18 protein-coding genes are annotated in these 24,581 nt (G+C 31.8%); 13 read left to right on the forward strand and 5 right to left on the reverse strand.

Translation table 11 applies throughout. The annotated features are described in order from the left end of the window. Positions 1 to 47: 47 nt before the first annotated feature. Positions 48 to 1,340: a conjugal transfer protein MobB gene (gene mobB / locus J3S90_RS12445; RefSeq protein WP_210646471.1), complete on the reverse strand. Its 1,293-nt coding sequence runs from the start codon at positions 1,338 to 1,340 to the stop codon at positions 48 to 50. 4 nt (positions 1,341 to 1,344) lie between these two features. After that, on the reverse strand, positions 1,345 to 1,779 hold the full coding sequence (gene mobA, locus J3S90_RS12450) for a conjugal transfer protein MobA (protein ID WP_210646472.1): 435 nt from the start codon (positions 1,777 to 1,779) through the stop codon (positions 1,345 to 1,347). A gap of 223 nt (positions 1,780 to 2,002) precedes the next feature. Between mobA and J3S90_RS12455 the strand changes: the two genes are divergently transcribed. Together J3S90_RS12455 and J3S90_RS12460 are read left to right on the forward strand one after the other, a co-directional pair. Then, complete coding sequence (locus tag J3S90_RS12455; protein ID WP_210646473.1) at positions 2,003 to 2,692, forward strand: nucleotidyl transferase AbiEii/AbiGii toxin family protein; 690 nt, start codon at positions 2,003 to 2,005, stop codon at positions 2,690 to 2,692. 47 nt (positions 2,693 to 2,739) lie between these two features. Beyond that, positions 2,740 to 3,051, forward strand: coding sequence for a DUF6922 domain-containing protein (locus tag J3S90_RS12460; RefSeq protein WP_210646474.1), 312 nt, complete (start codon positions 2,740 to 2,742; stop codon positions 3,049 to 3,051). Between the two features lie 48 nt (positions 3,052 to 3,099). Here J3S90_RS12460 and J3S90_RS12465 read toward each other — a convergent pair whose 3' ends face one another. From J3S90_RS12465 to J3S90_RS12475, 3 genes are all read right to left on the reverse strand, one after another. After that, positions 3,100 to 3,561: a hypothetical protein gene (locus J3S90_RS12465; RefSeq protein ID WP_210646475.1), complete on the reverse strand. Its 462-nt coding sequence runs from the start codon at positions 3,559 to 3,561 to the stop codon at positions 3,100 to 3,102. 1,062 nt (positions 3,562 to 4,623) lie between these two features. Next, positions 4,624 to 4,971, reverse strand: coding sequence for a hypothetical protein (locus tag J3S90_RS12470; RefSeq protein ID WP_210646476.1), 348 nt, complete (start codon positions 4,969 to 4,971; stop codon positions 4,624 to 4,626). A gap of 45 nt (positions 4,972 to 5,016) precedes the next feature. Then, positions 5,017 to 6,633: a hypothetical protein gene (locus J3S90_RS12475; protein ID WP_210646477.1), complete on the reverse strand. Its 1,617-nt coding sequence runs from the start codon at positions 6,631 to 6,633 to the stop codon at positions 5,017 to 5,019. Positions 6,634 to 6,804: 171 nt separating this feature from the next. On the opposite strand from J3S90_RS12475, the gene J3S90_RS12480 reads away from it, so the two are divergent. From J3S90_RS12480 to J3S90_RS12525, 11 genes are all read left to right on the forward strand, one after another. After that, positions 6,805 to 7,224: a helix-turn-helix domain-containing protein gene (locus tag J3S90_RS12480; RefSeq protein WP_210646478.1), complete on the forward strand. Its 420-nt coding sequence runs from the start codon at positions 6,805 to 6,807 to the stop codon at positions 7,222 to 7,224. 831 nt (positions 7,225 to 8,055) lie between these two features. Further along, on the forward strand, positions 8,056 to 8,541 hold the full coding sequence (locus J3S90_RS16240; RefSeq protein WP_236023951.1) for a type I restriction-modification system subunit M N-terminal domain-containing protein: 486 nt from the start codon (positions 8,056 to 8,058) through the stop codon (positions 8,539 to 8,541). Next, entirely contained in the window at positions 8,456 to 10,399 is a 1,944-nt protein-coding gene (locus J3S90_RS12485; RefSeq protein ID WP_236023952.1) for an HsdM family class I SAM-dependent methyltransferase, read from the forward strand. Before J3S90_RS16240 ends, J3S90_RS12485 begins: the two co-directional genes overlap by 86 nt. Positions 10,400 to 10,412: 13 nt before the next feature. Next, complete coding sequence (locus J3S90_RS12490; protein ID WP_210646479.1) at positions 10,413 to 11,555, forward strand: PDDEXK nuclease domain-containing protein; 1,143 nt, start codon at positions 10,413 to 10,415, stop codon at positions 11,553 to 11,555. Then, positions 11,512 to 12,834, forward strand: coding sequence for a restriction endonuclease subunit S (locus tag J3S90_RS12495; RefSeq protein WP_210646480.1), 1,323 nt, complete (start codon positions 11,512 to 11,514; stop codon positions 12,832 to 12,834). Before J3S90_RS12490 ends, J3S90_RS12495 begins: the two co-directional genes overlap by 44 nt. 17 nt (positions 12,835 to 12,851) lie before the next feature. Further along, positions 12,852 to 14,597 (forward strand): hypothetical protein, encoded by a 1,746-nt coding sequence (locus J3S90_RS12500; protein ID WP_210646481.1) that lies wholly within the window; start codon positions 12,852 to 12,854, stop codon positions 14,595 to 14,597. A 6-nt stretch (positions 14,598 to 14,603) separates the two neighbouring features. After that, positions 14,604 to 17,621, forward strand: coding sequence for an AAA family ATPase (locus J3S90_RS12505; protein WP_210646482.1), 3,018 nt, complete (start codon positions 14,604 to 14,606; stop codon positions 17,619 to 17,621). Between the two features lie 4 nt (positions 17,622 to 17,625). After that, positions 17,626 to 20,667 (forward strand): type I restriction endonuclease subunit R, encoded by a 3,042-nt coding sequence (locus J3S90_RS12510; RefSeq protein WP_210646483.1) that lies wholly within the window; start codon positions 17,626 to 17,628, stop codon positions 20,665 to 20,667. A gap of 678 nt (positions 20,668 to 21,345) precedes the next feature. Then, positions 21,346 to 22,425: a putative phage abortive infection protein gene (locus J3S90_RS12515; protein ID WP_210646484.1), complete on the forward strand. Its 1,080-nt coding sequence runs from the start codon at positions 21,346 to 21,348 to the stop codon at positions 22,423 to 22,425. Between the two features lie 221 nt (positions 22,426 to 22,646). Next, positions 22,647 to 23,774: a three-Cys-motif partner protein TcmP gene (gene tcmP / locus J3S90_RS12520; protein WP_210646485.1), complete on the forward strand. Its 1,128-nt coding sequence runs from the start codon at positions 22,647 to 22,649 to the stop codon at positions 23,772 to 23,774. After that, entirely contained in the window at positions 23,761 to 24,492 is a 732-nt protein-coding gene (locus J3S90_RS12525; protein ID WP_210646486.1) for a DUF5131 family protein, read from the forward strand. Before tcmP ends, J3S90_RS12525 begins: the two co-directional genes overlap by 14 nt. Positions 24,493 to 24,581: the final 89 nt, after the last annotated feature.

Here is a 24,581-nt window from a genome sequence, read left to right on the forward strand (position 1 = left end):
GTACCCTCTACTTAGAGTCTTCTTTTTGTCTAAATGGATTAGCATTATTACCGTTTTCTTTGTTTTGTTTTTTTCTTAATCATTTTAGCAAATGCTTCTTCCTCATAGTCTTCACCTTGGTGGCTGGAAAACAATCCACCCAGCGCATCTATAAGTCCGTTTTCCAGTGAATCATTTTGAATGTTTTCTTTGTCTAAAAAATTAAATAACTCGTGGGCTTGCCCTATATCAATTTTCTCTGATTGATCCCTTTTTGAATTAGACATATTTTCATGAGATGAGTATTGCAGTTTATCATCCTTATTCCAATATTCTTCAAAAAAATTAGCAGAAAGATTTTTTCCAAATTGTGAACCGTTCCAAATGGTTTTAGAGGAATGGTCAATAAAAGTAATGCCGTAAATTCTTCCCTCTTTACTACGCCTAATGACTGTATCAATTCCTTGCTGTTGCAATTGGTTTATGAAAGTAATTTCATTTGTTGTTGCCTGCATGTTTTTTTCTATGGCTGCTTTTAAAGAAGCTTTGTTGGGATGATCATTTAGGATGATTTTGGATTTTTCATAGTAGGATTGCAGGTGCGTATAACCTGCACTTTTTCCAAATAAAGAAGCTTTAAATGGATTACTGATTTTTTCTCCTTTGTCATTTAAGGCAAAATAAACCAGGCCTTGCTTTGTGATACCGTTATATTCACCCTTGACTTCTTCAACAGTAATATTCAATCGAGAAAGTAAAGCCTTATACCCACCAAAGCTTTGAAATTTATAATACTTGGGCAAATAACGCAGTACAGATGCCATTTGGCTTTTGATATCACCAGACTTATAATCAACGGGGGTGAATGTAAAATGCTGAGAATTTTCTTTTTTTTCAATAGCTGAAATTAGATTATACTCTTTCTCCAATGATCTGCAGATGACCATCGAACGTCTTTTTTCAAATTGATCTGATATTTTTCTTCCCTCTTCATCCACACAAATTGAAACAATATGTATATGAGTGCGGTTAATATCGGTGTGTTTAAAAACCACAAAAGGTTGCTGTTCGTAACCCATTTGTTTCATATAATCCTGTGCAATACTACTAAAATCAGCATCGCTTACGCTATCTTTTGGATCAGGATTAATTGATATATGGAGTACTGGTTTTTCTGTCTTGCGATTGGCTAATAGATACAATTCGAAAGAATTAGCTAACTGAGATACTGAATAACTACCATCGGGCGCTTCAATCATTTTTTGGGTAAACAAAACCTGTGCTTTCTCTTTTTCAACCTTATGATAATTATAATAAAGCGCACCCATTAAATTCTTACCCCTATCAATTATAGCTATCATTTTTTTATTCTTTTTTCAGATAGTTTGTTTCAAATTCCGCTGTAAGTTGGATTATTTTTTGAGATAATTGAACTAATTCAATAGTTTGCCTTTCGAGCTTGAAGAGGTAAGCAGCCGCTTTCTTTTCTGAAAAATTATGGTACAATAGCTTTACTATTTGATTGTAATTTACCCCAACAGCCCTGAATTGCCCAAATAGAGCAGTCAGACGGATATAATAATCTACTGCTGCCTTATCCACTTTTATAGTTGTGATGCCTTTTTGAAAAACACATGCGGTTATATAGTGTGCCTTAACATTCATACCTGATTCTTCAAATAAAGAAAGAAAACGTGCATTTTCTTCAGCAGTCAAACTAATGGAATAACGGTTAGTTGCAGGATCCTTCTTTGGATGCCTACCACCTTTGTGAGAATTGATTCTACTTTGATTTTCCATAACCACTACTGATTGATATTACTTAGAAAAATTTATGAAGCAATATATCTAAAGATTAGCTATGACATGAAGATTAGGAACTAGTAAGTAGTATTTGGCTTGAGTTGTCCTAATTGAACTTATATAACGGTATATAAAGACAAGTGACGCCATGGAAAGCCAAAAGTAACCACTTTGCGAGAGCTTATTGTTTTGAGAATTAATTTTCTGAAAACAAAAAATTATGCTACACAAAGAAACAGTTACTCAACAGATGTGGGAACTTCTCCAAAGACTTATGAAAGATGAGAAATTGAAAGAACATGTGCTGGTTGGTGGTACGGCGCTAGCTTTAGGATTAGGACATCGTTTATCAGTAGATATAGATCTTTTTACAACAAAAAATTTTGATTCGAAGATGATGCTTCAATACTTGCATGATACTTACGGTGTAAATCAAAATGAAAGCAAGTGCTTCTCGAACACAGTTCTTACCTACGTCGATAATATAAAAGTCGATATTGTCACACACAATTACCCTCTTTTAAATTCTGTAGAAACAATTGAAGGAGTCCGCATAATTTCCAATGAAGACATTGGAGCAATGAAACTCCATGCAATTCATCAGAGTGGTAACAGATACAAAGATTTTGTCGATATGTATTTTATGCTTGAACAAGAACCTTTAAAGTTCTATCTGCAAGCTTATCAGAGAAAGTATGACAAAGACCAATATTGGGCTTGCATAGGTCTGAATACGTATGACAAGATTACCACCTTTGAAGGTGTGGATGTACTAAAAGAAAAAGAGCAGAACTGGAAAAATATTAAAAAACGGCTGGAACTGGCAGTAAAAAATCCTTTATATAAATTTAAATCAGAAAGCCAAGATCTATCGATTAACCCCAATAAAAACAGAGGTTTTCGCAGGTAATTCAGTGGAAAATGCGTATATTTGATACTAAAGCAATTAAAAAAACAATGAAGCCATTAACCAAAAATATACCTAACCTTCACCCTAAATTCTTCTGGGATTTTAAATTTGACCGCATTGACTGGGACGGAGGATATAAAATGGTAATTGCCCGTATTGTTGAGCGTGGAGGTCAGGATCAAATTGATGAAATCATCCGTTTTTATGGACAGGAAAAAGTAATCAGAACGATCCGTGATGAAATTTCCTTTCTGCCCAACTATGCCATTGAAGATGCTATTATATTCTTTCCTGAACTCAAAAAGGAAGATATGTACTGTTACCTAAACCGTAAGGACAAACCCTACCACTGGATTTAGTTTTACTTACAACACTTAGATGTTATTCATGCCAGTTACTGAACAAAACTAAATGCTCAAACCTTTTTTCTTTGGTTTAGTTATTGATTCCTCTTTATCCTGAGTCTGCTTAACTGTATTTCTAAGGGGCTGGTTTGTAAGCTGTCTAAGCGATTCCTTTTCAGCTGGATTTAAATTATTGTTTCTATCATTGTTTACATAACGCAAAACCGTTTTTGTTGAACCCACTATATCCACAGATTTTTCAGGTTTATCTCTCTCATTAATTTTAACCAATAAAAATTTCTCTAAAATTCCACCAAGTCCTGTTTTTGCACGGTTTCTAAGCTGTTTGAAAAAATTAGAAAAAAAGTTCGTAAAAATGTCTCCGTTTTTATCAATCTGCATAAAAGGAGTTTCTTTTCTGTCGGTCTCCTTTTTAATTTCCTTCTCTTTTTTTTCTTCAGTTTTTAAATTTGCCGATGCTTTTTGCTTTTGTTTTGATTTACTCTTATGCTTATCTTTTTTCATAATTCTTAATTTTAAAGCAGAAGATAGTCCTTATACTTTTTAGGCCACTCTTTAAGGTAGTTCAAGGCTTTAACTGGTAGTGTTTGTCTGTTTTTGGATAAGCTTTTTATCCAAAGAAATAAAAAAAGAAATAAAGATAGGACGGGCTGGATCAGTCTGCCCAAAAGACTTCGGCATAATGTCTTGCTCGTACCTCACAATCCACCCTACGGGACTTATTCCGATTCCTTTTGGTCTGCCTGCATCCCCTCCTTTTAAATTGCTTTCTTTTTCTTTTTTTTGGTTTTTCTGTTTTCTTTTGAAAAAACATTTATGGTTGTAGATATAAGCATATGGTTATAACTGCAAGCTTACATATATATTCATACCCTTATGTAAAAGCATATTTAAATATATATGCTTTTACGTAGGGACGTAGCTACGGGTTTATATAAGGATATATGTGCGAGCAAGATTGCAAGATTAAAGGAGTACAAGACTGCAATTTTACATACATAAATACATACATACATACATACATACATACCTATGCACTTATAAATGGTTAGGCTAATTTCAAACTATTACAGTCAATAATGAATTCAAGTCTTTAGGCTTAATTAGAACTTATTCTCAAAATGTAATAGCTAAGCCCTACAAAAACAGTGTATTACTGCATTATTCACACAGACTTTTCATAACTAATTTTAATAAAACTAAAAGTAAGCATGGATTAAAAAAAAAGCCAACATAAAAAAAAGGGCATCAGCCCTTTAGATCAAAAACCAATCTAATAATGTTTTCGAGAGAAAACAGCAAGTTGTGTTTTGAGCTACTCTGAATGAATTCAGTAGCTCAAAACAACTTGCCCCGCAGGGAGCTTAAAAAAACTCCGAAGTCGTTTTTTTTTAGATGAAATGGATTTAATAATTTTTACTTATGAATTAGAAACTAATTTGTGAAGTACAGATAATAAGCGATTTTAGCAGAATCTTAGGTAAACATACTCAGTATGGCAGTGCAGGATTAATGGTAATTAAAGACCATAATATTTAAAATAATGTACTTTATTTCCGTTCTGCATCACTCTTGTTTATCTTCACATTTATCACCAACAGGGAACATCATGCTTATCTCATTTATTAATTCAAATTCATCAATTGGGAACAACTGCAGAGCAATTCCCAGTATAAGTCCAACATCAATAGACTGATTTTTAACTGTACTAGGTACTTCAGCAGAATCTTGATCGAGAGCTACAATACATAATTTCAATAAGTGTCTAACAACCGTGGCAAGCTCATAATAATCATAAACTCTTATCTCAGCAATGTGAACCTTGCTTTTATCCTTACTTGGTTTCAAAGTAGAGAGACAACTAGTAGTTAATCTCTTAATAGTTTCTAGATTTTCAATTTCATCTGTTTTCATACTCCTTGTATTTTATATTGATAACTTTTACTTAATGATAATGCATTAGTCTTGCTCAAAGCTCAATAGCAATTCGCCTTCAATAACCAAATTGTGCAATTCACACATCAGTTTCTCAACAATAACATTCATCTGATTAACCTCTTCTTTGTTGAACTTTGATAATTTATGATGAAGGGTCATATGTCTATCTAAAAAGGGAAAGAAATCCGTCCAGAACTGTTCTATTAGATAATTATACTTTCGTATGCCAGGATCTGCATAAATGCACAGTTCCCACAATGTATGGCTTGAAACATAATTGGGCAGGTAATGCGTTTTTACAAAAATGTATGTCCTGCAAAAGGACAGAAAAAACAATGTAAAAAGAGAATCTAAAACTTGGTAGTTTTCAAGATCATTATTGGCTATTGTAGAAAATTGTAAAGCACTGTTTTTGGTCGACTTATAGTAAAAATATAGGTCAGCGTGATAGGGTTTGTGTGGTATCTCCCAATGAAATTCGGGAAGATATTTACTGGATGAATATCTATGATATTTCTCTTGTATAATGTTGGAAAAGAAAGCCTGATTTTGGTATAGGTTATTTTGTATCCAGTATCGGCTGTGGCTTAACAAAACAAAATCATGTTTTTCTCCAACTTTGCTTTTTAGAGATTGATTGAGTGATTTTAATTTTTCATTACCCGCACCAACTGTTATAAGCATCAAGTAATAGGTTGTTTTCTCACCGTAGGTAATTTGATGATATAAATAAATCTGTTCGATTTTAATCGATTTTAATATTGTTTCTATTGCAACGCTTAGAATTATATCTTTCGGCTTATCATCAATTTGAAATGAAACTTCAAGCTTTTCAGATGATTCCTTTTTGATCCCTTTTTTTAATTCATCAAATCTTTCTTCGATAAGACGATAAAGACTTTGTTCGGCAATTCTAACTGCTTCGTACATTTCCTCTCTATAAATTGCCTCATCATCGGCAGTTGCTTCTTTTGCTTTTACAAACAAATCAGTGAGATAATATTGGTTGTGACTGTTACTTACAAAGTATTTCTGAACATTAGGAATGTATTCAATAAGATTAGTAATCCTTTGATCTAAACTCAGTGAATCAGATTTATTTCCGCAGTACAGTTCTTCTAAATAGTCAAGATCATATGCAATAAGTCTTGCATAAGATGTAAAAATACTGTTAGAAGAACCTTCTGAAATAAGGTTTTGGACTTGTATCTTATAAAGGTCGTGATCGTGGTAAAAACTATTTTGATACACATTAAACGACTTCTTGTATTTTTTCCATTCCTTAGCAATGAAAATTGAATTTTGCGACTCTAAATTCTGGAACATAACGGCAGATGGAATGCAGTAAAACGCAATAAAGGGACAACCCAAAGAATAATGATGATGAAGTCTTGAAGACCAAATAAAATATACATTGATTTGATAAAGACTTTTAACTTTTTTTACCCATTTGTTCTGTTGTAGCTGTTGTGCATCAATATTTTTTTCAATATTGATAATAAGATACGAAAACAAGGAAGAGGGGTGTTTGGTGAAAAACATCTGAATGATATTGTATTGATTAACCAATTCTCTAAGGATATTTTCTAAATAGTCGTTTTCGAGCTTTGAAAATGAAAGTTGTTCTGAAGGTTTCATAATTTTTGTTTTTACATGTTAAACATCTTTTTTAATTTGTATTTTTGTTTATTACATGCAAGTAAGCAAGAGATTGTACTGTACCGAACTAACGGAAATTGTATCGTACCAAAAGGAACTTGTTTTTTACCAAAACCTATTTTTTAAAAGAATTTTAAATATCTTTGAGTTATGAGTACAGCAACAAAACCAAAACATATTGGCCGAAATATTAGCCGAATTAGAGAACTTAAAGGGATGAAGCAAGAGGCATTGGCAGTCGCTATTGGAGTGAGTCAGCAGTCTGTTTCTAATATAGAAGCAAGTGAAACTATAGATGAAGAAAAACTAACTGAAGTAGCAAAAGCATTAGGAGTAACTGTGGAAGCAATTAAAAATTTTTCAGAAGAAAATGTGATTAATTATTTTAATAATATATACGATAATGATTTTAGCCATAGTAATGGTGGTATTCAGGCTAATCATTGCGCTTTCAATCCCTTGGATAAAATGATGGAAATTGTTGATGAAAACAGAAAACTTTACGAACGTTTAGTTCAAGCTGAAAAAGAAAAGGTTGAATTATTAGAAAAGCTACTAAAAGGAAAATAGCCCTTTTATAAAGTATAAATTAATTCAAAAGGATACCTTCAACAGTGTCCTTTTTCCTTTTTAGATTAATCTTATATTAACCTTTACATTGATTAGTAAAAGATAATTTCCGACTGCTATTAATTCTAAGAGCTCCACAAAAACCTTCCTTAAAACAGTCAGAATTTTATGGATTTGAAAGACATTATTGTATTGAAAAAGTACACTTCTTTTATAATGTTTTCCATTTAATTTTTTGTTGTAGTGTATCCCTTCAAAGAAACTTAAATAAGGACAAAAAGACAATAAGCAAACCAAGGTATTGTACATAGGCAAAAGAAGTACGCATATTGACAAGTTTCGTTCCTCAACATGTCACCATTCGGAACTTATAGCATTTTCATTGCAGATGTACAATTTAAGAATGCGTTCTTTTTCCTTTTTCTTTTTTTAAGATATTTATGGCTGTAGGTAATTAACTTATCCGTTTTTCAAGTTGTAACATTATGATCATAGACATAATATGTCCATGATTGCTTATAATTGCTTTTAGATCCAATTTAGTTTTTGACTTTTAAAAAATTCCAAGATCACAACGTTCCTGTGAACGGTAAGACGCCCGTTTGTTTCACAAACGATATCTGGTTCCTTTTCACTTGGAACTTGTAAGCAAAGAACATTTAAAGGAAAGCTAATACATAAACAAAGACACCATAAAAAATGCGGTAAACCGTAATTGTAAAATAAAACTAAACTTTATTTTTGTTAACAAAGCGAATCAATGTAAAACAAATCTAGGTTAACAATAATGAAAATTATAGTTTTACATTTTTATAATAAATTTCAATATAAATGAATCAATCCGTACACAATAAATTAGTTTCTTTCATTTGGTCAATTGCAGACGACTGCCTTCGTGATGTTTACGTTCGTGGAAAATACCGCGATGTTATTTTACCAATGGTCGTTTTACGCCGACTAGATGCTTTGCTAGAACCTACTAAAGACGCTGTTATGGAAGAACTCTCTTTTCAACGTGATGAAGCAGGTTTTACAGAATGGGACGAAAACGGATTACGGGCCGCTTCTGGTTACGTGTTTTACAATACTAGTGAGTGGACTTTACAACGCCTACACAATACCGCTACGAATAGTCAACAATTGCTACAAGCTAATTTCGAGGATTATCTAAATGGTTTTAGTGCCAATGTGAAAGAGATTATCGAGAAGTTTAAACTAAGAAGTCAAACACATGGCTGCAAAAGATGTGTTGCTAGATGTTTTGGAAAAATTTACTTCGCCCGACATAAACCTGACTCCTTTCGAAAAATTAGATAGCAATGGTAGAAAATTACCAGCTCTTTCTAATCTCGGAATGGGTTATGTATTCGAAGAATTAATTCGAAAGTTCAACGAGGAAAATAATGAAGAAGCAGGAGAACACTTTACACCTCGTGAAGTAATTGATCTGATGACGCACATTATTTTTGATCCAATCAAAAACAATTTACCTCCTGTAATGACCATTTACGATCCCGCTTGTGGTAGTGGTGGAATGCTTACTGAAGCGCAAAATTTCATCAAAGACGAAGAGGGAGAAATTCGTGCAGTCAATTCGGATGTGTATTTGTATGGAAAAGAAATCAACGACGAAACCTATGCCATCTGTAAATCAGATATGATGATTAAGGGAAATAATCCCGAAAATATCCGTGTGGGTTCTACACTTTCTACCGATGAATTTGCAGGAACCACTTTCGACTTTATGTTGTCCAATCCTCCTTATGGTAAATCCTGGGCAAGTGAGCAAAAATATATCAAAGACGGAAAAGACGTGATTGACAGTCGTTTCCAAATCCAATTAAAAAACTATTGGGGAATAGAAGAAGCTGCCGATGCCATTCCGCGTTCATCTGACGGACAATTGTTGTTTCTAATGGAAATGGTCAGCAAAATGAAACCACTTTCGCAAAGTCCAAGAGGAACTCGTATTGCTTCGGTACATAATGGTAGTAGCTTGTTTACAGGCGATGCTGGCGGTGGCGAAAGCAACATTCGTCGGTACATTATCGAAAACGACTGCTTGGAAGCCATTGTACAATTACCCAACAACTTATTTTACAATACTGGAATTACCACTTACATTTGGATTTTAAGCAACAACAAAGCCCCCAAACGCAAAGGAAAAGTACAACTCATTGATGCCGGACAATTGTTCCGAAAACTGCGAAAGAATTTAGGAAACAAAAACTGTGAGTTCGCACCTGAGCATATTACCAAAATTGTAAAAACCTACACTGATTTACAAGCAATAGAAAGAACCGAAAGCGAAGGTATTGCTTCCAAAGTATTTGACAATTCTGATTTTGGCTACCACAAAGTAACCATCGAAAGACCAAAACGCTTAAAAGCACAATTCACAGCCGAGCGCATTGCCGAACTGCGTTTTGATAAAACGCTACGTGAAGCGATGGAACATTGCTATAAAACCTATGGCGAAGCTGTATATACCGATATAAAAACACACGAAAAAGCAATTACCGATTGGTGTGAAAAGCAAGAACTCAACCTCAACGCCAAACAATTAAAAGCGTTGACCACCGAGGCACTTTGGAAAAAACAATTGGATCTAATGACCTTGAGCCAGACTTTAATGAAGGCTATAGGAACCCAGGAATACAGTGATTTTAATAATTTTAAAGACAAAGTAGCGGCGGCGGTTAAAACCAATAAACTAAAAGTAAGTGCTTCTGAATTGAATGCTGTTTACAACGTTATTTCCTGCTACGATGCCGAAGCGGAAAAAGTAACGAAAAGTATCGTGAAACTAGCAGGCGACAAATTAAACCAACTTTTAGAAAAATTAGACTGTACCGAAAAAGAGTTGCCGAATTATGGCTTTTTTCCAACGGCCAAAAAAGGCGAATTCCTTACTTATGAAACCGAAAGCGATTTGCGTGATACCGAAAATGTACCATTAAAAGAACCGATTTACGACTACTTCCTACGTGAAGTACAGCCGCACGTTTCCGAAGCTTGGATAAACCTTGATGCAACCAAAATTGGCTACGAAATAAGCTTTAATAAATATTTCTACCAACACAAACCCTTGCGTAGCATCTCAGAAGTAACCAAAGATATTTTGGACTTAGAGAAACAAAGTGACGGACTGATTGCAGAAATATTGGCTTTATAAATAAAATTTCAGGATGCAAATACTAGATACCGAATACAAAGAATGGCTTTTTGAATTAAAATCAAAAATCCGTTCGTCTCAAATAAAAGCAGCAGTAGCGGTGAATGCCGCTTTGATTAATTTCTATTGGGAATTAGGAAAAATGATTGCCGAAAAGCAAGAAACAGCCACTTGGGGGAATAAATTGATAGAGCAACTATCCTTAGATTTAAAAGAAGAATTCCCAACAATGACGGGTTTTTCGAGTCGAAACCTCAAATATTGCCGTAGTTTCTATAATTTTTATAAAGATACAATTGTGCAACAAGCTGTTGCACAATTGAAAAACACGAACGATCCATTTGGGCAACAAGCTGTTGCCCAATTACAAAACATACCAATTGTAAAAAGTCAACAAGCTGTTGACCAATTGAACGCCGAACTATTGACTCAAATTCCGTGGGGACATCACATCTACATTTTCACCAAATCAGAAAATGTAGAACAAGCCCAATTTTACATCCAACAAACCATAGAAAACGCCTGGAGTCGCGATACTTTGGCCTTGCAAATCAAATCACAATTGTTTGCACGACAAGGGAAATCGATAACCAATTTCAAATATACCCTGCCAGAACCCTTGTCCGATTTGGCACAACAAACACTAAAAGACCCTTATGTTTTTGATTTTGTGGCGATGACTCCAAAAATGAAAGAACGCGATTTAGAAAAACAGTTGGTCACACAAATCTCAAAATTTTTATTGGAGCTCGGTAAAGGTTTTGCCTTTGTAGGGCAACAATACCCACTCGAAATTGGCGAAAAAGAATACTTTTTAGATTTACTATTCTACCACATCAAACTCAAATGTTACGTGGTAATCGAATTAAAAAACACTGCCTTTATTCCTGAATACACAGGGAAAATGAATTTTTACCTCTCGGCAGTCGATACGCTTTTAAAACAAGAAGATGACAAACCCACCATAGGAATACTATTGTGCCGAGACAAAAACAACATCGAAGCCGAGTTTGCCTTGCGAGACATTAACAAACCCATAGGAATTAGTGAATTTTCGTTTACTGAAATACTACCCGAAGAACTAAAAAGTAGTTTACCTACTATCGAAGAAATTGAAAAAGAGTTACAAAACCGAATTGATACCACCGATGAATAATACCATTACAAAATTACAAGCTTATACATCTTACAAACCTTCTGGTGTGGAATGGCTGGGGGATATTCCAGAGCATTGGGAAGTGAAGAAAGTATTTCACAATTTTAAAGCTGAAAAAGGTAAAAAAGCAGCCATTTTGACAAAAGAATTCTGTGGGAATATAAAAGGCAACTATCCAGTCTATAGTGGCCAAACCGAGAATAATGGTATAATGAGTTCAATTAACGAATTTGAATTTGATTTTAGTGAACAAGGATGTCTATTTTCAACTACTGTTGGAGCTAAAGCAATGACTGTTAGCTATCTTCAAGGTAAATTTAGTTTGTCGCAGAATTGTATGATAATTATAAAAAGAAATCATAATATTTTAAACAAATTCTTTTTTTATCATTTTCAGCCTTTGTTCTCATACTACAGAAGTTTAATTCCAGATCATATGCAAGCTTCATTTAGAATTGAAGATTTATATCAATATAAATTCTTGCAACCACCATTTGAAGAACAAACCGCAATTGCTAAATTTCTAGACGATAAAACTGCCAAGATTGACCAAGCCATCGCCATCAAGCAACAGCAAATAGACTTACTCAAAGAACGCAGGCAAATACTCATTCATAAAGCGGTTACTCAAGGGATTAATCCTGATATAAAACTAAAAGACAGCGGTGTAGAATGGATTGGAGAGATTCCTGAGCATTGGGAGGTGAAAAAATGCAAATATTTATTTGATGAGATAAATGATCGTTCTCAAACAGGAAAAGAAGAATTATTATCTGTTTCTCATATGACTGGAGTAACTCCTCGTTCAGAAAAAAATGTTTCCATGTTTCAATCTGAAGATTACACAGGTTCAAAATTATGCCAAAAAGATGATCTTGTTTATAACATAATGTGGGCTTGGATGGGAGCATTAGGTGTTTCTAAGCAAACTGGAATTGTTAGTCCTTCATACGCCGTTTATAGACAGAAAACACAAAATTCCTTTAATGTTATTTTTTTAGAAAATCTTTTAGCTGGTATTAACTATGTAGAACATTATAATAAAGTGTCAACAGGTTTACATTCGTCAAGACTAAGATTCTACTCCACAATGTTTTTTGAAATGCCAATTGCTTATCCATCAAAATATGAGCAGGATGACATTGTGGTATTTATAAAATCTTTGTCTACCAAAATCACTACAGCCATTTCATTAAAAGAGCAAGAGATTGAGAAGTTGAAGGAATATAAGAGTAGTTTGATAGATGGGGTGGTAACGGGGAAAGTTAGAGTATGTTAATTAACTAAAAAGAAAAAATGAAGTTTATAGATATAGATAGTCTAAACATAACAACTGAACTAGACGTTCTGAAACGTGATACTCAGCGTAACAGTTTTTTCCTTTATCAGCATAAAGGTGTATTTTTTGCTGACAATACTCGTATTGGGAATAAGAACCAAAACGAAGCAAAAGAAAAGTTTATCAGCGTCTTAAAAAAGGCAAAGGAAGAGCATATAGCACTAGTGTTATCTCCTGAATATTCTTGTCCAAAGTCTGTTATTGAAGAGATTATAGCTAATGAAGATTTGCAACCTTCACAGAATAAACTTTGGGCGTTAGGGGGCGAATCACTCAACAAAGTAGAATTAGATTCTTTAAGAGCAATAAACTATGAAAAATTGTACATACATTTTGAAGATTGCTATACAACATCTGATAAAAATTATGTAGATCCTTTATATTATATTTTCAAAGGAAAACATGATGGTTTAGAAAAACTTATTATTCTAATTCAGTTTAAAACTAGACATATGGGCGGTTTATGGTCTAGCCAAATAGAACCAGATAACTTAATAAAAGGTAGTACTGTCTATATTATCAAAAATAATAATCATTCTGTAAGACTAATGTCATTTATTTGTTCCGAAGCTATGAATTTTAATGCTCAATTTGAACAAGAACTAACAGATAATCATAGTTGGATTGATTCCCCATACTTGATTTTGAGCCTGCAGTTTAATCCAAATCCATCTCACAATAACTTTATAGCATTTAAACAATTTTCATTAGCTAGAGAAAAAAGAGAACTATTAACTTTAAATTGGGGGATTGACACTACTTTTTTAAATGGAAAGTATTTGTATGAAGATAATAATGCTCCTAGAAGTGCTATATATTTTAAAACAGTTGATACTGAGTTAGACTATAAACCTAAAAAAATTATTGATAATCATAATAAAGGTTTGTATTTCTTGCAAATTAAACGAAATAAACGCGTTTATTTTCTAAATAGAAATATTGAACTGTTTAAAATTCATAATAAATCAGTGCATATTATTGAAGGTGTTGATGAGCAACAAAGACGTGAAGGTCCTACGGTAACTAATATCTATCATTTTGTTAATTCTATTGATTTAGAAGAAATTTCTATAGTTTCCGATAATCATATTGATTTTTTAAATGACAGAGGAGTTACTAATGCTTATTTATTAGATCCATTTAAATCATTCCTGGATAAAGAAAGATTGATTAATATATCTACAGGAAAAGTTAAAGGGAAAGAGGAAAGTAAATGGTCCGACGTCATACATTTGAATAGCTTTACATTAAATGAATCAGATGAATGTAATAACAGATTAACATACATAGAAGATACATTTAGTACTAGTGAAGCTGTAAGAAATAGTAATTGTTCAAGTGTTGCAGAGTTAGACTGTAATATTTTACCAAACAACACTTTATATCCTCATAGTATAAAACATTTGGGGTATAAGGATTTACAACTAGCATTTTCTGATAACGCTTGTGATTTTAATTATAGGTACAATGTTGTTAATCAAACAGGAGAAATTCAAAAAGCAACAATTTGTTACATTGGAAATGCTTCAGATAGGGAGGTAAAATCTACTTATGATGAATTACAAAAACTATTTGAAACAGGTACTCAAGGTAAAGATACAATTGTTGTTTATTACAAAAGAGGTTTAAATCTAGAGCAAAAATCTAATCCCCATGCTGGTTCATATACAGAAGTTCCAACAGATAACAATTCAATCTTTTAAATTATTATGAATACTCAACAATTAATAGAACAATCACAAAAATTATTTACGCATTTTAAACCAGTAAATAAAGATCTATATAAAGGACAGCTAAATATTAATGATAAAGTTGCAGGTATTTACTATTTAAATTTTGAACAGCAAATTTCAGAAGAGGACTTTGAAGAATTACAATATAAATATTTGGCAAATGAATTTTACAATCAAGAAGAAACACTACAATGGAATATTTATTTGTTGTTTATAAATAGTAATATTTCTGAAGCTTTAAAAATAAAAATTCTAAGGGACGATAAATATGCAAGAAAATTGATATTTACCGGAGATGAATATTTAGATTATTTTGAATTAGAAACATCGAAAGCTAGTGAGCTACCAGATATTACTTCAGTTTGGAAAAGAGAATTAAACAAAGTTGGATTACAAGAACTGTACAGTTCAGCTTCAAATGAGGGTATTGTTAAAAATTTTCTGAATGATAAATCACCAGAAATTGTTCAAGGACTAGAAAGAAGTTTAGATCATATTCCTGTAGTAGAAAAGATAAATTCGATAAACTTAAATCAAGGATATAGACCATTTCCTAAAAAACGAGATTTCAATTTTGGAGATGTGAATTTATTTACAGGGTCAAATGGTGTGGGTAAAACCAGTTTATTAGAATCTATAGAGTTAATTTTGACAGGAAAAACTCAGCGTAATGATCGTAAAGATGAAGCTCCTAATTCTATCACAGCAATTCTAAATGAAGATTTAAAAGACACTTATTCTCCTAATAATAGAATCTACAAAGAAAGAGGATCTAAATGGTACAATAGACGTCTTTCTGAACAAGGAAATAGAACTTTCGAATCATTTAATCAGTTTAACTTTTTTAATACGGATGCTGCCCATCAGTTTTCAAATGCCGAAGATGCTGGTGTAATTAATGAATCTTTAAAGCAAATTATTTTAGGAGAGGAATTCACAATTTTAAAAGATAAGATTGAAAAAATTAGACCAAGACTTCGAACGGAATTAAATAAAGCTTCCAAAGAAATTAGTCAAAAATTGGATAATCTTAAAAAAAATAAAGATCGCATCAGTGAATTAAAAAACGATGAAAATTTTAGTGAACTAAAAGGAAACATTAAAGGGAACATGCTTAGCCTTGGATATAAAGCTATTTATGACGAATCCAATTATTCGGTTTCTGGTTTATTTGTCAACGAAATTAAAAATGAATTAGATTTTATATTATCTAAGAAGGTAACAAATTTTAGTAAGTTTAAAGAAGTTAGTGGTATTGTTGAAACACGTAAAAATTTAGTTTCCGAAAACAAGGAAGCCTTTAATTTGAATATTGTAAAGTCAAATGAAAGTATTCTTGATAGACAAAAAAATAAAGATTTTCTTTCAAAAATTAATACCTTTTATAAATATATTGAAATTGATAATTGTTCCAAAATTGAAGATTTAGCAATTAATTATAAAAAAATTGAGACGCAACTTTTAATAATAAAAACTTTAAAAGATTTAAACAATTTACAGCTAGATATAGTGAAATTATCAGAAGAACGTAAATCACTTGCCGACTTAATATCATCTAAAAAATCTGTACTCGTAGATAAAACTATATCACAAGGTGATTTAAAAGGTGAAATATCTCTTTTACAAAAAGGTTTTTCGGTAAATGAAGGGCTTATTATTGAACTAAAAACTATTGGAAGAAAAATTCTAAACGATAAGTTTCATTCGAATCAATGCTGTCCGTTGTGTGATCAGGAAATTTCAAAAACAGAACTTTTATTAAGGCTAGATAATGATTTAATAAATGATGATTTTAAAAATCTTATTAAAAGTAAGAATGATTTATTAGAAGTATTTAATAAGGAAATTGACCAACTAGAATTAGAAATAAAACACTTAAGGAGATATGAAATGGTAGTCTCTGAATATTTAAAAGATTACGAAGATTTAGATCTTTCTCAAATAAATAATGCCATTAAAGAAAGGATTGCCAAGGAAAATGAAATTTTATCTGAAAAAGAATTGTATGATAAAATATTTTTCCAATTAAATAATATTGAGGGATCGATATCTGAGTTTTCTATTTTGAAATTGGCGTTACAAATGATATACCCAAATGTTGATATTTTAAAAAAAGAAGTGTTAACTGAGATTATTGATAATCTTAAAATGCAAATAAATAAAAGTAGTACTGAAGTCGATAATTTTAAAGTAAGTAATGATAAAATAATAAATGATTTAAATGTTGCACTAAAATTATCGTCCTATGCTGATAGTTTTGATAAAATCGAGGAAATTATTAAATCAAATGATAATTTAATCGATTCATTAAATTTCAGCTTTCAGAATTTAAATCGTTATTTAGATATTCCAACAGATAAAAGTATTATTGATTTATCAAAAGATTTAGCGCTTTTAAATAAAAATTTGAACACATTCAGACTAATTGAAAATAGTCAGAACGAAATAAAAAAACTTTTGACTTCAAATGAAGAAATTGAAAAGTCTTTTCCTGATCTAAAAACTTTAAATAGTAGACTAAATAAAGCTGTTGAAGTACTAGATAGGCTAAGCAATAATAGTGAAGACATAATATTAAAGGATTTCTTCAAAGATAATTTGATTGAAATAAAAGATATTTTTACGACAATACATTCTCCCAAAGAGTTTGAAAATATTGAATATTTATCTAACAAATTAGTTTTAATAAAAGGTGGTAAATCTTTTGAAATCTCACAAATCAGTACGGGGCAAAGAGCAGCTTTAGTTTTATCAATTTTTATAAGTTTAAATAGAAAATTAGAAAACGGTCCTAATATTTTGATTTTTGATGATCCAGTCACTTTCATAGACGATTTCAATGCCTTGTCATTTTTAGATTTTTTAAGATATTTTATTGTAAAAGAAAAAAAGCAAATATTTTTTGCTACCGCAAATAAAAAATTTTCATCATTATTTAAAAAGAAGTTTGAATTTTTAGGAGATGAATTTAAAGAATTTCAATTAGAAAGATAAAAATATGCCATCACAAACCAACGAACAAGCCTTAGAATCAGCAATAGAAAAAAAACTTACAGGCAGTTGCCTCGAAGAATTGAAAGCAGCTGGAACGACAGTCGATAGCGTGAATGAGCGTTCCGAATTGTATCGTTCGGGCAATGGCTATTATATTGGTTCTACTAGTGATTTCAATGCTAAATATGCTATTGATGAGGTTCGTTTTTGGCATTTTTTAGAAACAACCCAAGCGGAGGAATTGGCAAAAATCCAAAAACAGAACGATTGGAAACTCAAAATCTTGGAGCGTTTGGATCGTTTGGTTAAAAAATATGGCATCTTGCGTTTGCTTCGCAAAGGTTTGGAAGTTGATGATGCGCACTTTACTTTATTATATGTTTTGCCTTTAGCAAGTAGTAGTGCGGCTGCCAAAGCTAATTTTGAAAACAATGAATTTAGCGTTTCACGCCAAATCAGGTATTCTATAACCAATCCAGGAGAAGAAATTGATATGGTCATTTTTGTCAATGGGTTGGCTATTGCAACAATGGAACTCAAAAACCATTGGACAGGGCAAAATGCTAAAGTTCACGGACAGAATCAGTATAAATTTAAAAGAGATATTAGCCAACCCTTATTAAACTTTGGGCGTTGTATCGTGCATTTTGCAGTCGATACTGATGAGGTATATATGACAACAAAATTAGATGGCGCGGGAACATTTTTCCTCCCGTTTAATCTTGGACATAATTATGGCAAAGGGAATCCGCCGAATCCTTTCGGACATAAAACAGCGTATTTATGGGATGAAGTTTTAACCCGAGAAAGTCTGGCAAACATCATCCAGCATTTTGTGCGTTTTGATGGTAAAGAAAAAGATACCTTAAACAAAAAAACCTTGTTTTTTCCACGGTATCACCAAATGAATGTGGTTCGAAAACTAATAGCCGATGCCAGTAAAAACGGTGTGGGACAAACCTATTTAATTCAACATTCTGCAGGTTCCGGAAAATCAAATTCAATCACTTGGGCAGCCTATCAATTAATAGAAACTTATCCTGAAACTGAAACGACTCCCGGAAGCCGTGGAATTACAAATCCATTGTTTGATTCGGTTATTGTGGTTACAGACAGACGATTACTAGACAAGCAATTAAGAGAGAATATCAAAGAATTTTCGGAAGTTAAAAATATTGTAGCTCCGGCTTATTCTTCCAAAGAATTAAAAGAAAGTTTAGAAAGTGGTAAACGAATAATTATTACAACAATTCAGAAATTCCCTTTCATAGTAGATGGAATAGCCGATTTAAGTGATAAGCGTTTTGCCGTAATCATAGATGAAGCACATAGCAGTCAAAGTGGTTCAGCTGCCGATAATATGAACCGTGCAATGGGAAGCAATACTGTTGAGGAAGAAGAAGATCCCCAAGACAAAATTCTTGAAATCATGCGTTCTCGTAAAATGAGTAAGAATGCCTCTTATCTCGCTTTTACCGCTACTCCAAAATCAAATACCTTAGAAAAGTTTGGTGAATTGCAAGAGGACGGAAAATTCAAACCGTTTCATTTGTATTCGATGAAACAAGCCATTGAAGAAGGTTTTATTTTGGATGTATTAGCCAATTATACAACCTACAAAAGCTATTATGAAATAGAAAAATCGATAGAAGACAATCCCTTGTTTGACACCAACAAAGCGCAGAAAAAATTAAGAGCCTTTGTGGAACAGCACAAACAAACTATTGCCATAAAAGCTGATATTGCACTAGATCATTTTATTACTAAAATTGTTAATACCAAAAAGCTAAAAGGCAAGGCCAAAGCGATGGTTGCAACTCAAAGTATCGAATCGGCAATTCGTTATTTCTTTGCCATACAAAACATTCTAAAAGAAAAAGGGCAACCTTTTAAAGCGGCGATTGCTTTTTCGGGAAAGAAAACGGTCGATGGAATTGAATACAGTGAAGACAGCATTAATGGTTTTGCAGAAAAAGATACCCGAGATCAATTTGACAGTGAGGACTATAAAATATTAGTGGTGGCAAACAAATACCTAACAGGATTTGACCAGCCCAAACTAACAGCAATGTATGTGGATAAAAAACTGCAAGGTGTTTTAGCTGTTCAAGCATTATCAAGATTAAACCGCGCCGCTAATAAATTAGGAAAAAAGACAGAAGATTTATTTGTGCTGGATTTCTTCAATTCTACAGACGAAATGAAAGAGGCATTCGACCCCTTTTATACAGCAACCTCATTAAACAAAGCTACTGACGTCAATGTACTGCACGAAATAAAGGCAACTTTAGACGATATAGGCGTTTATGAATGGTCAGAAGTAGAAGATTTTGTAGATAAATATTTCAAAAAAGTAGATGCACAACTCCTAAGTCCAATTATTGATTTGGCCGCCGACCGATTTAATTTTCAATTGGAATTAGAAGATAGCGACAAAGCCGATTTCAAAATCAAGGCCAAGCAGTTTGTCAAAATATACGGGCAGATGGCCTCAATCTTGCCTTATGAAGTGGTCAATTGGGAAAAATTATTCTGGTTTTTGAAATTTTTAATTCCAAAACTGATTATTGTTGATTCAAGTAGTGATGCCTTGGATGAATTATTAAATTCAGTCGATTTATCAACTTATGGTTTGGAAAGAGTGAAACTGAATGTCGGTATTGGTTTAGACGATTCGGAAACAGAATTAGACCCACAAAACCCAAATCCAAGAGGGGCACACGGAACAGAAAAAGACGAAAATCCTTTAGATTTAATTATCAACAGTTTCAATGAACGTTGGTTTCAAGGTTGGGAAGCTACACCAGAAGAGCAAAGGGTAAAATTTGTGAGTCTTGCCAAAAGCATACAAGCTCATCCGGATTATGTAGAAAAATATTCTGGAAATGCCGATGCACAAAACAGAGAGATTGCATTTAAGAAAATATTTGAAGAGGTTATGGCGCAACAACGTAAAATAGAACTTGATTTATACAAAAAAGTGACCCAAGATGATGCTTTCAGAATCGCTATGCAAGATACTTTGAAAAGAATATTGAGTGTTTAAAACATTAACAAGATAGAAGTCATCTTAAATAAAAAATATAACTGCGCTAAATTAGCTCTTAATTACATCTCGGACTAGATCATCCATAAATGGCTGGAAAATTAACTTGTCAAGGTTATAAATCAAAAGCTTCATAGTAATTTGGAGCTTTTTTCGTAATATATTTACTTTAAAAAACAAAAACCACTTCTTAAATGAATTTCTTTTTTGTTTATTTGATTTATATTGCTGGTGCGAAGTCAGGAGACATTCCCGTAATGTTTCATAACAACACATCGGAGAGCTGATGTATTAGAAAAGATACTACAAAACTTTCAAGGGAATCGGAAAGTTATCTGTACATCTAATAGAAGGCAATCATACACTTCGTTTCCTGAACATCCTTTCTTATTCAAGTGCATAATTATCAAAAAGCTAAAAATTAGCTTAAAGTAAATAGGCATTTATTAGAAGTGGCTTTTTAAAACGTATAAAATAATTTTAAAATAAAAATAGAATCTAACCCCCAATAATTAAATGAAGTTATTTACTTTACTTTTTTCATTTCTTGCAATTATATCTTTCGGATTTGCTATTTACTATTTTTTTGAAAGGAATAATAATTCAGTTAAAAACACTCAAAAGAAAAGTTCAATTATAATTGTCTCCCTAGTGCTATTAGCTTTCAGCTCTTACCTATTGGCAATTTCTTTAGATTTAACTAATGAATTTATTATTAACACCAATCTTTTTACAGCAGATTATGCGAAAATTGGTCCATACGGTGATTTGATCGGAGGTATAATGAATCCAATAGTCGCTTTTATTGGAATCATAGCTGCATCCTTAGCTTTTTATGTGCAATATGTTGCTAATAAGCAAGTGCAGAATGAATTCAAAATTCAGCAGTTTGAAAGCCAATTTTACGAAATGCTAAAACTCATTAAAGAAGAAATCAGTACAATTTATTTGCCATTAAATAACGGTGATACATTATTGGGCAGAAAGGTATTTTATGAACTTGATAAAGAAATTAAATTAATATATTTCATAGTTGACAATATACTTGCCACTAATATTATAAAAATAAAAATTGAAATAGCATACTATATCTTTTATAGGGGTAGGTTGAAATACTATAATAGAATTAATTATTTTAAGGACAAATATAATTTAGACCTAAATGAATTATTAGAAATTGAATTATTTTTGTCTTCTATTTACGAATTTTTAAAAAGCAATACTGATCATACAATTGATATTCCAACTGAAGTCATATTAGATAATGTTTTAGATGGTTTAAACGGAGGAGGTAGATTAAATGATTTACTAGATTTAGATGCAAACTACCATTTCGCATATCTCTTATTGAAAAACAATGAAAATCTTAATTTAAATCACCTTCCTTTTAAAGGGATGGAAACTAAACTATCATTGATATTGAGGCAGTTGTTTTCATTAGTAAAATTTGTAGCTAACGTAAATACAATTAACTATTTAGAAAAACGTAATTATTTAAGGGTATTGCGTTCGATATTATCAAATTACGAACAACTCCATATTTTCTATAATTGGTATTCTGGTACAGGCTCACAATGGGAGGACAATAAAAATAAATTTTTAACTGATTATAGAATGATCCATAATTTACCTCCTGATTTTTTAATTGAAGGATTAGACTTAGAAACTATTTTCACTAATAGAAATTTTGAATATGAAGAAAATAGGAAATTAGACGATTCATTATTTGAACAAATTGAAATATTTAGTGTCAAATAATATTTGCAATATAAACATTGAATATTTAGTAAGATTCGAGTATTCTTTTAAATTACAAGAATAAGATTTATAATTAGTAAAACTCCTAGAACTCTTTTTGATGGCATAAAAATTAATATTATATTTTCCCATTTACATAATGAAAAAAAACAAAAAGGATAAGCTGAATTTTTTTAAAAATAGAATTAACTATATTTATTAAAAAATTAATTTTAATAAATATGAAAGATTCTCAAATAAACCCTTACGAGCACTCTGATATTAAAGTAAAGCTTTTAAAACTTTATTTAGAAAAGTATATAAATATACTGGCTTTAGCAAAAGGTGTTACTACCGTTGAAGTATATGATTTGTTTTGTGGAGAAGGTATTTATAGTAACGGTAAAGAAGGGAGTCCAGTCATCATTTTAAGATTGATTAAGGATATTTATTATAAGGCTAAGAAAAACTCTAACGTTAAGTTTAATTGTAATTTTAATGATTTCAATAGCGAAAAAACAGTTAAGCTTTCCAATTATATTTCTGAAAAAAAAATGCACTATTCAGAGATGGGTACTTTAAATTATTACAATGAAGACTATCAAATATTAAAAGATAAAATTGTAAAAGCCCATAAAGTAAAAGGGGCTAAAAGATTTATTTTCATAGATCCATATGGCTATAAAAACATTAGTGTTGGTGACATAGAAGGATTACTTTCAGATAAAAATACAGAGGTATTGTTGTTTCTTCCGACACAGTTTATGTATAGATTTGAAAAAAAATCTACACCAGAAAGTTTATATAATTTTTTGGCTGAAGTAATGCCTGAAGAAGAGCAAGGTATGAGCAGTTCAGGTGTTGATTTTATTCATAAATTAAGAGATGGTTTTGGAAATAAGTTGAAAGGAAAGCATTATGTAGATTCCTTTATTATTACAAGGAATATTAATGAATTTTTCGCACTTTACTTTTTCACCAGTCATTTATATGGCTTTGAAAAATTTTTAGAAGCAAAATGGAGTATTGATGAAGAAGAAGGTCGTGGCTGGAGTCCTAAATTTGAAGAGGTTGATTTGTTTTCAACTATTGAAGTTCATGCAAAAACAAATAAATTTGAAGAAAATTTAATAACTTTTTTGTCACAATTGCGTTCTAATATTGAAATACATCATTTTACTATTGAAAATAGACATCTTACAACTCATACAGTTCAAATTTTAAAAAAAATACAAAATTCAAATAATTTGATTGTAAATAATACAGATAGAAGTAAACCAAGAAAAGGAGCTTTCTATATTGGTTGGAATGAAGTGAAAACAAAAACGGTTAAATGTTTTATTAAATACGAAAATAATGGCACAATCTAGTATAGAATGGACAGAAATGACTTGGAATCCAACAACTGGATGTACCAAAATATCTGCTGGTTGTAAGTTTTGTTATGCCGAGGTAATGTCGAAACGACTTAAAGCAATGGGTGTTGAAAAATATAAGGACAATTTCAAAGTGAGAATTCACGAACCTTCATTAAAAATACCTTATACTTGGAAATCTCCTAAAGTTGTTTTTGTAAATTCAATGAGCGATTTATTCCACGAAGAAATACCATTAGAATACATTCAAAAAGTATTCAAAGTAATGAACGATAATCCACAACACGTTTTTCAAGTTTTAACCAAAAGAGCTGAAAGACTTTTTGAAGTGCACAAAAAACTTAATTGGACACATAATATTTGGATGGGAGTTTCTGTAGAAGATGAAAGAGTAACTGATCGTATAGATTATTTGAGAAAAACTAAAGCTCATACTAAATTTTTATCTTTAGAGCCGTTAATAGGTGCTTTACCTAATCTTGATTTAAAAAAAATGAATTGGGTTATCGTTGGTGGAGAAAGTGGACCAAAAGCTAGACCAATGGATGAAGATTGGGTTTTAGATATTTATGAGCAGTGTAAAAAAGCCAAAGTTTCATTTTTCTTCAAACAATGGGGTGGTAAAAATAAAAAGGCATCAGGACGATTACTTAATGGTAGAACCTATGATGAAATGCCAAGAATTATGGAAATTGAAAGTGGTGCAAAATAAATAAAAATTCATGATCTCATTCATCTGCACAAAAATTGCTCCTAGCCCATGTATTCCTAGCATCAATTCTTTCTTTGCTTCATTTCACT

Source organism: Flavobacterium flabelliforme, assembly GCF_017948675.1.
Lineage (GTDB): Bacteria > Bacteroidota > Bacteroidia > Flavobacteriales > Flavobacteriaceae > Flavobacterium > Flavobacterium pygoscelis.

Coding starts and splice junctions, on each gene's coding strand:
- mobB (WP_210646471.1), bottom strand. CDS start 1,340: ATGATAGCTATAATTGATAGGGGTAAGAATTTAATGGGTGCGCTTTAT.
- mobA (WP_210646472.1), bottom strand. CDS start 1,779: ATGGAAAATCAAAGTAGAATCAATTCTCACAAAGGTGGTAGGCATCCA.
- J3S90_RS12455 (WP_210646473.1), top strand. CDS start 2,003: ATGCTACACAAAGAAACAGTTACTCAACAGATGTGGGAACTTCTCCAA.
- J3S90_RS12460 (WP_210646474.1), top strand. CDS start 2,740: ATGAAGCCATTAACCAAAAATATACCTAACCTTCACCCTAAATTCTTC.
- J3S90_RS12465 (WP_210646475.1), bottom strand. CDS start 3,561: ATGAAAAAAGATAAGCATAAGAGTAAATCAAAACAAAAGCAAAAAGCA.
- J3S90_RS12470 (WP_210646476.1), bottom strand. CDS start 4,971: ATGAAAACAGATGAAATTGAAAATCTAGAAACTATTAAGAGATTAACT.
- J3S90_RS12475 (WP_210646477.1), bottom strand. CDS start 6,633: ATGAAACCTTCAGAACAACTTTCATTTTCAAAGCTCGAAAACGACTAT.
- J3S90_RS12480 (WP_210646478.1), top strand. CDS start 6,805: ATGAGTACAGCAACAAAACCAAAACATATTGGCCGAAATATTAGCCGA.
- J3S90_RS16240 (WP_236023951.1), top strand. CDS start 8,056: ATGAATCAATCCGTACACAATAAATTAGTTTCTTTCATTTGGTCAATT.
- J3S90_RS12485 (WP_236023952.1), top strand. CDS start 8,456: ATGGCTGCAAAAGATGTGTTGCTAGATGTTTTGGAAAAATTTACTTCG.
- J3S90_RS12490 (WP_210646479.1), top strand. CDS start 10,413: ATGCAAATACTAGATACCGAATACAAAGAATGGCTTTTTGAATTAAAA.
- J3S90_RS12500 (WP_210646481.1), top strand. CDS start 12,852: ATGAAGTTTATAGATATAGATAGTCTAAACATAACAACTGAACTAGAC.
- J3S90_RS12505 (WP_210646482.1), top strand. CDS start 14,604: ATGAATACTCAACAATTAATAGAACAATCACAAAAATTATTTACGCAT.
- J3S90_RS12510 (WP_210646483.1), top strand. CDS start 17,626: ATGCCATCACAAACCAACGAACAAGCCTTAGAATCAGCAATAGAAAAA.
- tcmP (WP_210646485.1), top strand. CDS start 22,647: ATGAAAGATTCTCAAATAAACCCTTACGAGCACTCTGATATTAAAGTA.
- J3S90_RS12525 (WP_210646486.1), top strand. CDS start 23,761: ATGGCACAATCTAGTATAGAATGGACAGAAATGACTTGGAATCCAACA.